Raw genomic sequence first — 14,032 nt, 5'->3', positions numbered from 1 at the left:
GTAGCGAGTCCAGGGACTCGTCAACCACTCACGGGCGTCGGAGCCGCTAGATTGGAGATACCGGAACAGTCGTTACCTGGTGCAGGGGTGCGGATGCAGAATTCGAAGTCGACACCGATGACCGTGCCCGGGCTGCGGGTGTACCGGCCCGAATCGCCCGCGGCGCGGATGGCGCTCGTCGGCGCGACTGTCGTGGTCGGTCTCGTACTCATGTGGATGGCAGGGCGGCCGGGTCCCGTTCGCACGTGGATGGTGGCGGCCGGAATCGCCGTCCTGCTGGTGGCCCGGGGACTGCACCTGCGGCGGCCCGTCACCATGACGCATTCGGTGGCCGCCGTGCTGTTCGTGGCGGCCGCGGATGTGGCGTACACGAGCGCACATTCGACTCCGGGGTTCCTCCTCCTCGTGGCCACCGGACCCGTCCTGATGCTGCCGGTGCGCAGTGTGCCGCAGCCCGAGGACCGTGCCCGCGTCTTCTCGCTGATCCAGCAGACCACGGACGATCCACTGTCGCCGTTCGCGCTCAATTCGGCGAAGTCGTACTACTTCAACGCGTCGGGCACCGCGGCGATCGCCTACCGGGCGCGGTCCGGAATAGCGGTCGTCTCCGGCGATCCCATCGGCAACGCGCTCGAATTCGGCGCCCTCCTCGACGAGTTTTCCGAGTTCGCGGCCGAACGCGGTTGGCGCGTCGCCGTGCTCGGCGCGGGGGAGCGCGCCTGCAGGCTGTGGGAGATCGGTGGCGACACCCGAAAGCCGTTGACAGCGGTCCCGATCGGCCGCGACGTCGTGATCGACGTCGGACACTTCACCCTGCACGGCAGAAAGTTCCGCAACCTCCGGCAGGCCGTGCAACGCACCCACAACGCCGGACTCACCACTGAGATCGTTCCCGAAGCCGCGCTCGACGAACCGACGCGGCGGGAGTTGACGGACATCGTCGAGGACGCGCGTGCCGGACATCAGCACCGCGGATTCTCGATGATCCTCGACCACCTGCTGGACGGCACGCTCCCCGGTCTTCTCCTCGTCGTCGCCCGCGACTGCACCGGTCGCGCCGTGGCCTTCCAGCGTTACGGCACCGCCGATTCCGCCCGCGAACTGAGCCTCGACGTTCCGTGGCGCGGCGACGGCGCGCCGAACGGCACCGACGAACGCATGACCGTCGACGTCATCCGGTACGCCGAGCAGACCGGTGCGCGATACGTCTCGTTGTCGTTCGCGGCATTCCCCGAACTCCTCGACCCCGACGCACCCGGCGCGGGGGCCCGGCTCTTCCGTCGTGTCCTGCACCTCGGCGACGTGCTGATCTCGCTCGAATCGCTGTACCGCTACCTCGGCAAGTTCCATTCCATCGGGAATCGGCGATACGTGCTCCTGCGCTTCCGCTACCTGCTGCCCGTGGCGTTCGCGTGCCTGACGTTCGAGTTCGTGCCGCACCGGGAGCGGGGCTGAGGCGCGAGGTCAGAAGTCGAAATTCTTCTCGTTCGTCGCGGTGAGCGCGTCGACGACGGCCGCGAGATCGGTCTTGGAGACGTCCGGGGTCGCCTCCTTCGGTGCCGGTCTCGTCGCCTTCTCCGGTGGGGTCTGCTTCTTGCCGGGCCGTTCGTCCGTCATCTGTGCACCTTCGCGATAGGCCGAGCCGGGCAGAGTTACTCACCAGTACACCGTCGGGCGTCCGTCTCCGCAACCCGGCGGGGTCCTGATGTGACGCGGTCCACGCCGAACCAGCTATCTGTCAGCTATTACGCTGACCCGGACTGGGGCGACAGATGCTCGTGGACGGCGATCCAGCCCGAGCCTTCGCGACGCCGGAACAGGATGGTCTCCCGTTCGTCGAGCTCGACCGTTCCCGTCGAATCCCGCACGGTGGTGCCGACACGGTGGGTCAGCACCGCGACATCCGGGGCCGGGAACGTGACGTTCTGCTCGCTGGAACGGCACGCCAGGACGCGGAACCCGTCCGATTCCCACTCGGTCCACAGGTCGCGGTAGGCCTCGCGACTGGGCAGCGGCACCGGGTGGGTGTAGAAGACGAACGTCGCGTCCGGGCTGAACGCCTCGAAGTAGGCGGTCGTGTCGTGCTCGCCGAATGCCCGGATCAGAGCGTCGATCGCGTGCTGGACGTCTGCCGTCGTCGTGTCAGCCATGAGCGTGGGTCTCCTCGACTGCGAGTGCCGCCTCGCTGTCTTCGATGAACCGTTCCTCGGTGTCGAGGTCCAGCGACCGGGACAGGACCCAGTACACGATCCCGGACACGGCGAGTCCGACCGCGAACGCGACGTCGACGTCACCGAGCGCCGCGGCGATCGGTCCGACGTAGAACGGCAGCACCATGAACGGAACGGACGCGACGATGCCGGCGAAGAAGGCGGTCATGCCCCGCCACGACCACATTCCGTACAGCCCGTCCGGGGTGAACAGGTCGGTGATGGCGTAGTGCCCGCGGCGCACGAAGAAGAAGTCGGTGAGATTGACGGCGGTCCACGGCACGAGGAGGTACAGCATGATCAGCAGCGTCGTGTTCAGGACGGTCGTCGAATCGGTGAACAGCAGGCTCAGCACCAGCCAGACCGCGGCCAGCGCGAGGACGGTCACCACCCGGATCCGGCGGGACGGGGTGACCTTCCGGAAGGAGTCGATGCCGGTGATCACGGTCAGCATGCCGCTGTACGCGTTCAGGCCCATGGTGGCCACCAGCACGAGCGTCGCGACGAGGGCGAGCACGCTGCCGAGGAACGGGACCACCGCGTTGCCGGCGTCGTGGATGCCGGCGAGTGCATCCGTGGCTCCGAGCCGGGTGGCCATCCACGCACCGACCGGGATCAGCCAGACCGGCGACGCGGACGCGCCGAGGAACACGGCCGACACGATCGCCGACGTTCGCGTGTTGCGCGGAAGGTACCGCGAGTAGTCCGACACGTACGGCGCGTAGGTGATGTTGTAGGAGGCCGCGACACTGAACTGGGCGATGAATGCCAGCAGGGTGAACCCGCCGGTCGTGGCGCCCGCGTCGCCGCCGGCGTGCCCGAACACGACGCCCCACGTGAGGATGGCCCACAGCGGCAGCGACAGCCAGAACAGCACACGGAACGACAGGTGCAGCAGATCGTGACCGTAGATCGCGAGCAGAGTTGCGACCGCGGTGATGACGACCGCGATGACGGCCGCGTTCCAGCCGAAGATGCTGTGCAGGCCCGCCTTGATGATGACGACGTCCACGACGTTGAACCCGACGTACGTGAACAACGTCCCGATCAGTGCGAGGACGACACCCCGATAGCCGAACTGTGCGCGGGACTGCACCATCTGCGGGAGTCCGAGGACCGGTCCCTGCGACGCGTGGAACGCCATGAACAACGTTCCGAAGAAGATGCCGAGGATGCCCGCGACGACCGTCCAGCCCAACGACAGGCCGAGGGCGGGGCCGACGAAGCCGATGGCCACGGTGAAGGGCTGGAAGTTTCCGACGAACCAGAAGGGGCCCTGGTCGCGGACCTTCCCGTGACGTTCGTCCTCGGGGACGTAGTCGATCGAGCGGGTCTCGATGGTGCCACCGAGGGTCGCGGCGGTGTCGCCGGAGTGATCTGACACTGAAACTCCTAGGAGGTGCTGTGGCTCTGATCACTACTCTGCGCACTGCGCCGCTCCGGCACCAGAGGCGAGATGTACAGTTCGTCTATTACGGTTGGGCAATTCGTACAAGAGGTCGCCGGTGATCACCGTCCAGGACGTCCTGTCCGCTCCCACGCTGCGGCTCACGTCGATGAGCGGGACGGCGGGAGTCGACAACCCCATCACCGCAGCGCACGTGTCCGAACTGACGCGTCCGCGGGACTGGCTCCAGGGCGGGGAGTTGCTGATGACCGTCGGCCTCATGCTTCCCACCACCGAATCCGGATGCCGCGACTACGTCCGGGACTGCGTCGCGGGCGGGGTCGCCGCACTGTGCCTCGGTCTGGGGCACGGGCTGCCCTATCAGGCACCACCGGCGCCGCTCGTCGAGGCGGCGCGTGAATTCGGCGTCCCGCTGCTCATCGCCCCCGACTCGGTGCCGTTCATCGCCATCACCAAGTGGATCTTCTCCCGGATAGCCGAGGAGGAGAAACGCGCGCTCGAGGACGCCATCGAACTGAGTTATCAGCTCACCGCGGTCGCGGCCGGACCGTCGCCCCTGAGCGGCCTGCTCGACAAGTGGCGTTCCGTCAGCGGCTCCCTCTGCGCGGTGCTGGACGCGTCGGGCGGGGTCGTCCAACTCTCCGACGGCGTCGACGCGGCGTTCCTGCTGGACGCCCAGGACCAGGTGGGTCGCTACACCACCCGCGCCAGGGGCTGGACGGCGTTCGGCGGCGCCGGTCGGCGGGAACTCGAACTGCACCCCGTTCGCCTCGAGAACCCGCTCGCGTTCGTCGTGCTCGAGCGGTCGGCGGACAGCGCGCTGCGGCACGCGTCCAATGTTCTCGTCTCGCTCCTGTCGCTCGAACTCGAACGCCGACACGTGGCCGGCGAACCCGAGCGGCAGCGGCGGGCGGCGGCGCTGGCGCAGTTGCTCCGGCCCGGACTTCGACGGGAACGCGCGCATCAGATCGCCGCCGGCATCGGGCTGTCCCGCGACCCCCTTCAGATCGCCGTCGTGCGCTCCACTCCCGACTCAGTGGCCGACCTGACCGTCCGGATCGGTTCGGTCCTTCCCGATTCCGTCCTGAGGCAGCGCAATTCGGACATCGAGATCGCGCACCCCGAGTCCGCCCGGCTCGCGGATCTGCTGTCGGGGGTCGCGGAGGGATGTGCGATCGGGATCGGCGCGCTGGTCCCCGTGGACGCGCTGGCCGTGTCGGCGATGCAGGCGCGATCCCTCGTCGCGGTCAGTGCCCGACTGGGCCGCGCCGTCGACGCCAAGGAGGGCGAGACCGTGCAGTTGCTGCTGCGTCTCGGCTCGGCCGATGTGCTCAGCGGCTTCTCGACCGCCGTCCTCGCACCGCTCGATCAACTGGAGCCGCGCGAGCGCGTCGAACTCCAGCGAACGCTCGAGGAATGGCTGCGAGCCAACGGGGCGTGGGACCCAGCGGCGGCCGCCCTCTCCGTGCACCGCAATACCGTCCGGAATCGGATCGACAAGATCGCGGCGCTGACCGGACGGAACCTCGACCAGGCCGACGACCGCATGGAGTTGTGGCTGGCGCTCAAGGCCAGGGCGGTGACCCCGTCGACGGACGAACCCGACTGATGGTCACGCCCGGACCAGGATCTTCACCGCCGTGTCGTTGTGCTCGATCAACGTCGTGAGGCCCTCGGAGACCAGGTTGTCGAGTTCGATCCGGCCGGTGATGAACGGGGCCAGGTCGATCACCCCGCTGCGCACCATCTCGATCACCGCCTCGTGATCGCGGACGTAGGCGATGGTGCCGCGCAGGTCGATCTCCTTGAGGACGAGCTTCTGCATGTCGACCGTCGCGGGCTTGCCCCAGATCGACACGTTCACCACCACGGCTGCGGGCCGGACGGCGTCGAGGATGGTGTCGAGGACGGCGTTCACCCCCGCGCACTCGAACCCGAGATCGGCGCCGACACCGTCGGTCAGCTCGAGAACGCGGGCCTTCACGTCCTCCGACGACGGGTCGATCACGTGATGCGCGACTCCGCTGGACAGCGCCTTCTGCTTCCGGGCGTCGCTGAGTTCGGTGACGATCGTGGTGACACCCATGCCCTTGAGGACCGCGGCGACCAGGAGACCGATCGGCCCGGCACCGCCGACGAGCGCGACGTCACCCGCCTTGGCCCCGCTGCGGACGACCGCATGATGCGCGACGCTCAGAGGTTCGATCAGGGCCGCCTCGTCGAGCGGGATGTCGCCGATCTTGTGTACCCACCGGCGATCCACCACCACCTTCTCGCTGAGTCCGCCTCCGCCACCGGCCAATCCGATGAAACCCATCTTCGTACACAGGTGATAGTTGCCTGCCTTGCAGGACGCGCACTCGTTGCACACGAAGTACGGCTCCACCACCACGTTGTCGCCCACGGCGACATCGGTGACGCCCGCACCGACCTCCTCCACCGTCCCGGAGAACTCGTGGCCCATCGTCACCGGCGCGTTCTCGTGCGACAGCGGATGCGGATGTCCGGGCGGGGAGATGAAGATCGGGCCTTCCAGATACTCGTGGAGGTCGGTGCCGCAGATGCCGCACCACGCGACCCGGAGTTTCACCGCGCCCGGCCGCAATTCCGGCTCGGGGATGTCGTCGATCCGGATGTCGCGTCGTCCGTGGAAGCGTGCTGCCCTCATGAATCCGCCCTCACTACGTTGTGAACGTGCTGATTCGGGGAACGGTACGGGCGCGCTGCCGGGAGCGGGAAGAGTTGCAGTGTGTTGCAATTCGATGGCGCCGGTGTGACGTTCACCGGCGGATAGCTGGTTTGGCCGGATCCGCGGGTATCTTCGAGGGGAAGGACTGGTTCGATCTGGGGGAGTGAGGCATGGCACGCATACGCACGGCGGCTGAAGCTGAAATCAATGCCGCCGAGCAGATGCAGAAGCTCGGTTACGGCGACGCCACAGCGTTGCTCGGAGGCGCGGACGGCGGCATCGACGTCTACTCGTCACGCGCGTACGCGCAGGTGAAGTGGCGTGGCGGCACGGCAGGCAGGTCGGACCTCGCGAACCTCTACGGCACCCGCGGAACCAGCCACGCCCGGAAACTCCTGTACTTCTCCGGCCCCGGATACACCGACGAGGCCGTCGACTACGCGGACACGGTGGGCATCGCCCTGTTCCGGTGCGAGCCCGACGGCGAAACCCCGCCGGTCGGCACCCACGCCCCGAAACTGGTGGCCGCCGCGCGTAACTCGACGGTTGCGGTGGACCCGTCCCCGTCCCCGCCGCCGCCACCGGAGCCCGAGTCGCCGGCGCGCATCGTCGCCCGCAACGCATGGGCGATGGTCGCAGGCTTCTTCGGCGCGCACTGGCAACTCCTCGGCGCCGTCATCTGCTCGATTGTCCTCATGATCGCCCCCTTCGGCGAAGGGAACGTCGGGCTGCGGGTGTTCGCGACGATCCTCGCCGTCGTCGGCGCACCGGTGTTCTGGCTCCTCTACGTCCAGCACCGGCACGCGAAGGACCGGTAATACGAGAAACCACCGTCAGTACGCACTGACGGTGGTTTCTCGTCGTGGATTCGGAGTAGGCGAATCTCAGTTCGCGGTCGGCAGCGACTTCAGCGATGTGACGGTGGCGACGCAGGCGCGAGCGGCTTCGGCGCCCTTCTTGACGAAGTGGTCGTGGAAGTAGTTGAGGTGCTCGTCGTGCTCGTGGAAGTGGTGCGGCGTCAGCACAACCGAGAACACCGGCACGTCCGTGTCGAGTTGCACGCGCATGAGGCCGTCGATCACCGCGGTCGCGACGAACTCGTGCCGGTAGATGCCGCCGTCCACGACGAGCGCGGCGGCGACGATGGCGTCGTAACGCCCGGTGAGGGCGAGGCGGCGTGCGTGCAGCGGGATCTCGAACGCGCCCGGCACCTCGAAGAAGTCCAGTTCGTCCTTCGTATACCCCAGCGTGGTCACCTCGTCGGTGAAGCCCTCGCGTGCGCGGTCGACGATGTTGCGGTGCCACGTGGCCTGGATGAACGCGATCCGTCCCTGACTCTCACTCATGGTCTGAAACTACTGCACCGGTCCTAATGCTGTGAACGGGGCAGTGCCGTGGACCGGCCCCACCCGGAGTCGTCGGTGAGGTGCTCGAGCAGCGGCTGAATCCGGTACGGCAGCGGGCTGGTCAGCGCGATGGTGGTGGTCGAGTGCGTGATGCCGGGCAGATTCGCGATCTTCTCGAGCAACTTCTGCAACTCCGCGTGAGTGGACGTGGCCACCCGCACCAGCAGGTCTTCCCGGCCGGTGGTCGCGTGGATCTCGATGACCTCCGGTAGGTCGACGAGGCGGTTGCCGACGGCGGTGAGCTTGCCCTGCTCGAGTTCGAGCCCGACGAACGCCTGGATGGGAATCCCGACCTCGGCGAGGTCGAGGTTGGGGCGGAAGCCGGTGAGCAGTCCGCTGGTCTCCATCCGCTTCATCCGGGACTGGACGGTGTTGCGGGCGACGCCCAGCGAGTTGGCGAGTTCGGCCACGCTCATGCGTGAGTCCTTGCCGAGCAGTCCGAGCAACTGCACGTCGAGCTTGTCGATGCTGAGCACTTTGGGTACCTCCGGGAAGTGACGACCGTCACCTGTTGCGTGAACTGATCAGTTGATCCGATTTACGTTGACCAAATCTTAGACCAGATACAGGATCAAGCTCACGAAATGCTCAACGCGACGGATCGGGAATCGCAGATGACTCAGCTAGACGACGCTCGTACCAGTGCAGCATCCTTTGATCTCGCCGACCGATACCGGGCCGACTCGGGCCCGGTGTTGATGACCGGCGTGCAGGCCATCGCCCGCCAGCTGGTGGAGCAGCACGAACGCGACCGCCGCGCGGGACTGAACGTCGCGACGTTCGTCTCCGGCTACCAGGGCAGCCCCCTCGCCGGCCTCGACCGCACCATCGCCGCCATACCCACGTTGAGCACCGACCACGACGTGAAGTTCGTGCCCGGCATGAACGAGGAACTCGCCGCGACGTCCGTCTGGGGCAGCCAGGTCGACCTCCCGCAGGGCGAGCGCACCCACGACGGCGTCGTCGGCGTCTGGTACGGCAAGGGTCCCGGCCTCGACCGCGCCAGCGACTCCATCCGGCACGCCGCCATGTACGGCGCCAACGCCCGCGGCGGCGTCCTCGTCCTCGTGGGCGACGACCCCAACGCCAAGTCCTCCACCATCCCCTGCGCCAGCGAGCGGTCCATGGCCGCGATGGGCATGCCGGTGTTCTTCCCGCGCAATGCCGAGGAGGTCATCACGTTCGGCCTCTACGGTGTGGCATTGTCGCGGATCTCCGGCTGCTGGTCGAGCATGAAGATCGTCGCCGACGTGGCCGACGGACTGTGGACCCTAGACCGCAACTTCGCCGACCTCGACATCGTGCTCCCCGAGATCGAGTGGAACGGCAAGCCGTGGTCGTACCGGCAGCGCGTGCTCGCATCCCCGCCCGACAGCGTCTACGCCGAGGCCGACCTGTACGGGCCGCGCTGGGCGATGGTCGAGGCGTTCAACGCCGCCAACGAGATCGACAAGATCGAGGTGAACCCGCGCAGCGCGTGGCTGGGCATCGCCGCCGTCGGCACCGCGTACGACTCGCTGCGCCAGGCCCTGCTCGACCTCGGGCTCGGCGACTCCCAGCTCGAGGACGCCGGCATCCGCATCCTCCGCGTCGGCATGCCCTACCCGCTGGGCGCCGACAAGGTTCGCGAACTCGCCGACGGCGTCGAGCAGGTCCTCGTCGTCGAGGAGAAGATGCCGTTCGTCGAGTCGCAGCTCAAGGACATCCTCTACGGCGGCGCCAGCGCGCCCGCCGTGCTGGGGAAGAAGAACGCGCAGGGCAAGAACCTGATCCCCGTCGACGGTGAACTGACCGCCGCCCGTCTCACCGGACCGCTGCGCCGCGTCCTCAAGGACCGGGTCGCGCTGACGCCCGCCCCGCCGCCGCGCCTCGAGCTGACCGTCCTGCCGACGTCGCGCACCCCGTACTTCTGCTCCGGCTGCCCGCACAACCGCTCCACCGCGGTGCCCGAGGGATCGATCGCGGGCGGCGGCATCGGCTGCCACACCCTCGTCACGATGTCCGGCCGCACCGACAGCGCCGTCACGATGCTCACCCAGATGGGCGGCGAGGGCGCGCAGTGGATCGGGCAGGCCCCGTTCAGCGACGTCAAGCACATGTTCCAGAACGTCGGCGACGGCACCTACTTCCACTCCGGCCAGCTCGCCGTGCAGGCGTGCGTCGCCGCCGGCGTCAACATCACGTACAAGGTGCTCTACAACTCCGCCGTCGCGATGACCGGCGCCCAGGACGCCGAGGCCGGGCTGACCGTGCCGCAGCTGACCCACAAGTTGGCGTCCGAGGGCGTCAAGCAGATCATCGTGTGCGCCGAGGATCCCAAGCGGCACAAGGGCGCGCACTTCGCCGCCAACACGCTGCTGTGGGACCGGACCCGGCTCGACGAGGCGCAGCGCGTCCTCCGCGACATCGAGGGCGTCACCGTGCTGATCTTCGACCAGCAGTGCGCCGCCGAGGCCCGCCGCAAGCGCAAGCGCGGCAAGCTGCCCGCCCGCCGCACCCGCGTCGTCATCAACGAGGCCGTCTGCGAGGGCTGCGGCGACTGCGGCGTCAAATCCAACTGCCTGTCCGTGCAGCCCGTCGACACCGAATTCGGCCGCAAGACCAAGATCGACCAGACGAGCTGCAACACCGACTACTCCTGCCTCGAGGGCGACTGCCCGTCGTTCGTGACGGTCGAGCTGCCCGAGGAAGGCGCGCCGAAGACGTTGCGCGAGATCCCGGTTCCGCCGGAGGTCGGCGACCCCGATCCCGCCGTGTGGACCGGAACGCACAACCTGTTCATGGCCGGTGTCGGTGGTACCGGCATCGTCACCGTCAACCAGGTGCTGGGCATGGCCGCACTGCGCGCCGGGCTGCACGTCGAGGGACTCGACCAGACCGGTCTCAGCCAGAAGGCCGGACCCGTCACGTCGCACCTGCGGCTCAGCGACCAGAAGACGCGGTCGGGAAGCTCCGCGCCGTCCAATCGGATCAGCCCCGCGACCGCCGACTGCGTCCTCGCATTCGACCTGCTGACCGCGGCCGACGCCAAGTACGCCGGCTTCGGCAGCTCCGACCGCACCATCACCGTCGCGTCGACGAGCCAGACCCCGACCGGCGACATGGTCTACGACCCCGCCGTCCGTTACCCCGACGAGGACAAGCTGCTCGAGCGCCTCGACGTCTCGGCCCGCGAACTGACCGCGATCGACGGGCTCGCCGCCGCCACCGCACTGTTCGGCAGCACCGCCGCCGCCAACTTCCTGCTGGTCGGCGCCGCCTACCAGGCCGGCGGACTGCCCGTCCCCGCCCGGTTCATCGAGGAAGCCCTCGAGATCAACGGGGTGGCCGTCGAGTCCAACAAGGCCGCGTTCCACTGGGGACGCGTCGCCGTCGCCGACCGGGCGGCCTTCCTCGCCGCCACCAGCTCGGCCGCCGTGGCTCAGCGCAGCGACACCGTCGTCCCGGCGCACCTGTTCGCCGGGTCTACCCTCGACGGTGCGACGCTCGAGCTCACCGAACGCCGCGCCGCGAACCTCGTTGCCTTCCAGGGTGACCGCGTCGCCGCCCGCTACCTCGCCCTGGTGCAGCAGGCATGGGACGCCGAGCGCCGGCTGGGCAGCCGGACCGAGTTCAGCGAGGCCGTTGCCGCAGGCCTGCACAAGCTCACCGCCTACAAGGACGAGTACGAAGTGGCCCGGATGCTCACCGACCAGGCGTTCCTCGACGCCGCCGCCGGCGAAGTCCCCGGCGCGGGCAAGCTCACCTACAAGCTGCACCCGCCCGTCCTCAAGGCCATGGGCCGCAAGACCAAGATCGGATTCGGCCCCCGCTCGCACGTGGCGCTCAAGACCCTCGCCAAGGCGAAGTTCCTGCGCGGCACCGCATTCGACCCGTTCGGCTACGCCAAGGTCCGTCGCCTCGAGCGTCAGCTGCTCGCGCACTACGAGACCACGGTGGCCGGCCTCGTCGCCGACCTCTCCGCCGACACCTACGACACCGCAACGCTGATCGCCGCGACTCCCGACCTCGTCCGGGGCTACGAGGACGTGAAGCTGCGCAACATCACCGTCTACCTCCAGCGTCTCGCCGAACTCGGCGTCGACACCTCCACCATCACGATTGCCACCACTCCGGAAAGGTCCTGAGAAGACATGACTCTCACCGCGGAACGTCACGACACCGCACTGCCCGAAAACGCCGGAGTGTTCGAGCGCACCGATTTCCCCACCGACACCGCCCACGAGCAGGTGACGTTCTTCCAGGACCCCGCCACCGGACTCAAGGCGATCGTCGCGATCCACGACACCACCCTCGGACCGGCGCTCGGCGGAACCCGCTTCTACCCGTACGCCGACGAGGCCGCCGCCCTCAAGGACGTGCTGCGCCTGTCGCGGGGCATGACCTACAAATCGGCGATCGCCGGAGTCGACCTCGGCGGCGGCAAGGCCGTCATCATCGGCGACCCCGCCACCGGAAAGTCGGAGGCGCTGCTCGAGGCGTACGCCCGGTTCGTCCAGACGCTCGGCGGCCGGTACATCACCGCCGGCGACGTGGGCACCAACTCGGATGACCTCGACGTGATGGGCCGTGCCACCGACTACGTCGTCGGACGCAACACGTCCGCCGGCGGGTCCGGCGACAGCGCCCCGATGACCGCGCTCGGCGTGTTCCAGGGCATGCGCGCCGCAGCCCAGGCGAAGTGGGGCACCGCGAGCCTCGCAAGCCGCACCGTCGGCGTCGAGGGCACCGGCAAGGTCGGCTACCAGCTGATCAAGCTGCTGCTCGCCGACGGCGCGTCGGTGGTCGCCACCGACGTCAACGCCGCCGCACTCGACCGGGTGGCCCGCGACTTCCCCGAGGTCAAGATCGCGTCCAGCGTCATCGGCCAGGAACTCGACGTCTACGCGCCCTGCGCGATGGGCGCCACGCTCACCGACGAGTCCGTCGCCGCGATCACCGCCCAGGTGATCTGCGGGGCCGCGAACAACCAGCTCGCCCACCCCGCGGTCGAGCACGACCTCGGCGAACGCGGCATCACCTGGGTCCCCGACTACGTCGCCAACGGCGGCGGGCTCATCCAGGTCGCCGGCGAGCGGCTCGGAACGTCCGCAGACGACGTCCGAGCGCAGGTCGAGAAGATCTTCGCCACCGTCGTGCAAATCCTCGACGTCGCGAAGCGGGACGGCATCCTCGCCGGCGCCGCAGCCGACGCCGTCGCTGAGGCCCGGATCGCTGCAGCCAAGTAGGCCCTCCGGGCCCGTGCGCCTTTTTGGTAGCTCCCGCAACCAGAAAGGCGCACGGGCGCGAAGCGCCTAGGCTGTCAGCCGCCGGTGCAACTCCCAGGCATTGCGCTCGACGCGGTTGGATTCGAGCATCCCGTCGGCGCGAACGTTCCACACCGCGGTGCCCGTCAGATGAATGGGCTGCCCGTCGGGTTCGGTGCCCATGAACCCGCGATTGCGGCCGGTCATTTCCCACAGCGACGCGACGCGGGAACCGTCCTCGTTCTGGAACGTTTCGACGGGGATGAATTCCAGATCCTCGACGGTCGCCTGGAACTTCCGCACCCATTCTTTGAAGGCGTCCCGGCCGCGGATCGCCTCCCCGCCGGTGACGATGACGAAATCGTCGGCGACGAGTTCATCGATCGCGTGCGGGTCCTGGGGTGACTGCCACACCCGTGCCCAGAAATTCTCGACTGCGTGAACTCCGTGTTGTACAGACATGGTTTCCTTGCCTCTCGCTGACTTGGTATTTCCAAGTTAGCATGGATATGACGAGGTAGCGCCCCCGTTTTCAGGAGTTGTGGTGGGCGGTGCGGCTAACCCTGCGAATGGCCCGCCGGCGCCGGCGTTCCCCGCTGCACATGCACAGTCGATGCCGGAACGCGTCGACCGTCGTCGGTGACGAAGGCGAGGGACACGGCCTCGCCGGTGGTCTCGTCGGTGTACTCGGGGGAGGTGCTACCCGGACGCGGCAGTTGGTCGCGACCGAACTGGCCCAGTGCCCCGATCACGACATGCAGCTGCTTGCCCTTCTCGGTCAGCACATACTCCTGACGTTCCCGCGACCCTTCCTTGCGATAGGCGCGGCGTTCGAGGATTCCTTCGTCGACGAGCATCGCCAACCGTGCGGTGAGTACGTCGGACGCCACCCCGAGGCTGCGGGTGAACTCCGAGAATCGACTGTTGCCCCAGAAGGCGTCGCGGACGATGAGCAGCGTCCACTTGTCGCCCAGGACTTCGAGGGTGCGCGCGATGGAGCAACGGGCGGGCGTGGCCGACGACGGACTCATGCGTCGAGGATAGTCCTCACTGGCTTGGCAGGTCCAAGTCAG

Annotated in this window: 13 protein-coding genes; 5 read left to right on the top strand and 8 right to left on the bottom strand. The window is 68.1% G+C overall.

Annotated elements, in window-relative coordinates:
- Positions 1-93: 93 nt before the first annotated feature.
- On the top strand, positions 94-1,455 hold the full coding sequence (locus tag ACFVJ3_RS29580; protein ID WP_378455446.1) for a bifunctional lysylphosphatidylglycerol flippase/synthetase MprF: 1,362 nt from the start codon (positions 94-96) through the stop codon (positions 1,453-1,455).
- A gap of 9 nt (positions 1,456-1,464) precedes the next feature.
- Here the strand turns inward: ACFVJ3_RS29580 and ACFVJ3_RS29575 are convergent, their stop codons facing one another.
- From ACFVJ3_RS29575 to ACFVJ3_RS29565, 3 genes are all read right to left on the bottom strand, one after another.
- Positions 1,465-1,617 carry a hypothetical protein gene (locus ACFVJ3_RS29575; protein ID WP_378455445.1) on the bottom strand — a complete coding sequence of 51 codons (153 nt, stop codon included), beginning with the start codon at positions 1,615-1,617 and terminating at the stop codon, positions 1,465-1,467.
- A 128-nt stretch (positions 1,618-1,745) separates the two neighbouring features.
- Positions 1,746-2,150 carry a YybH family protein gene (locus ACFVJ3_RS29570; protein ID WP_378455444.1) on the bottom strand — a complete coding sequence of 135 codons (405 nt, stop codon included), beginning with the start codon at positions 2,148-2,150 and terminating at the stop codon, positions 1,746-1,748.
- On the bottom strand, positions 2,143-3,594 hold the full coding sequence (locus ACFVJ3_RS29565) for a purine-cytosine permease family protein (RefSeq protein WP_378455443.1): 1,452 nt from the start codon (positions 3,592-3,594) through the stop codon (positions 2,143-2,145). The genes ACFVJ3_RS29570 and ACFVJ3_RS29565 overlap by 8 nt, the downstream gene beginning before the upstream one ends.
- A gap of 121 nt (positions 3,595-3,715) precedes the next feature.
- On the opposite strand from ACFVJ3_RS29565, the gene ACFVJ3_RS29560 reads away from it, so the two are divergent.
- Positions 3,716-5,227 (top strand): PucR family transcriptional regulator, encoded by a 1,512-nt coding sequence (locus ACFVJ3_RS29560; RefSeq protein WP_378455442.1) that lies wholly within the window; start codon positions 3,716-3,718, stop codon positions 5,225-5,227.
- Positions 5,228-5,230: 3 nt separating this feature from the next.
- Here ACFVJ3_RS29560 and ACFVJ3_RS29555 read toward each other — a convergent pair whose 3' ends face one another.
- The gene (locus tag ACFVJ3_RS29555) at positions 5,231-6,286 is read right to left on the bottom strand and encodes a 2,3-butanediol dehydrogenase (protein WP_378455441.1); all 1,056 of its coding nucleotides are present in this window, start codon (positions 6,284-6,286) and stop codon (positions 5,231-5,233) included.
- A 191-nt stretch (positions 6,287-6,477) separates the two neighbouring features.
- Between ACFVJ3_RS29555 and ACFVJ3_RS29550 the strand changes: the two genes are divergently transcribed.
- Positions 6,478-7,125, top strand: a complete 648-nt coding sequence (locus ACFVJ3_RS29550) for a restriction endonuclease (protein ID WP_378455440.1) — start codon at positions 6,478-6,480, stop codon at positions 7,123-7,125.
- 66 nt (positions 7,126-7,191) lie between these two features.
- Here ACFVJ3_RS29550 and ACFVJ3_RS29545 read toward each other — a convergent pair whose 3' ends face one another.
- Positions 7,192-7,653, bottom strand: coding sequence for a 6,7-dimethyl-8-ribityllumazine synthase (locus ACFVJ3_RS29545; protein WP_378455439.1), 462 nt, complete (start codon positions 7,651-7,653; stop codon positions 7,192-7,194).
- A 23-nt stretch (positions 7,654-7,676) separates the two neighbouring features.
- On the bottom strand, positions 7,677-8,189 hold the full coding sequence (locus ACFVJ3_RS29540) for an Lrp/AsnC family transcriptional regulator (protein WP_073360678.1): 513 nt from the start codon (positions 8,187-8,189) through the stop codon (positions 7,677-7,679).
- A gap of 138 nt (positions 8,190-8,327) precedes the next feature.
- Here ACFVJ3_RS29540 and ACFVJ3_RS29535 point away from each other — a divergent pair, with 138 nt between their 5' ends.
- Entirely contained in the window at positions 8,328-11,840 is a 3,513-nt protein-coding gene (locus ACFVJ3_RS29535; protein WP_378455438.1) for an indolepyruvate ferredoxin oxidoreductase family protein, read from the top strand.
- Between the two features lie 6 nt (positions 11,841-11,846).
- Complete coding sequence (locus ACFVJ3_RS29530) at positions 11,847-12,941, top strand: Glu/Leu/Phe/Val dehydrogenase (protein ID WP_378455437.1); 1,095 nt, start codon at positions 11,847-11,849, stop codon at positions 12,939-12,941.
- A 66-nt stretch (positions 12,942-13,007) separates the two neighbouring features.
- Here the strand turns inward: ACFVJ3_RS29530 and ACFVJ3_RS29525 are convergent, their stop codons facing one another.
- Both ACFVJ3_RS29525 and ACFVJ3_RS29520 read right to left on the bottom strand, forming a co-directional pair.
- Positions 13,008-13,421, bottom strand: coding sequence for an ester cyclase (locus ACFVJ3_RS29525; protein ID WP_378455436.1), 414 nt, complete (start codon positions 13,419-13,421; stop codon positions 13,008-13,010).
- Between the two features lie 95 nt (positions 13,422-13,516).
- A complete protein-coding gene (locus ACFVJ3_RS29520) occupies positions 13,517-13,990 on the bottom strand; it encodes a winged helix-turn-helix transcriptional regulator (protein WP_378455435.1) in 474 nt (157 codons plus the stop codon).
- Between the last annotated feature and the right edge of the window lie 42 nt (positions 13,991-14,032).

The sequence above is a fragment of the Rhodococcus sp. NPDC127593 genome (genome assembly GCF_042671975.1).
Classification (GTDB): Bacteria; Actinomycetota; Actinomycetes; order Mycobacteriales; family Mycobacteriaceae; genus Rhodococcus_F.
Note: the sequence above shows the minus strand (reverse complement) of the source record. Positions and strands in the feature narration are given on the sequence as shown.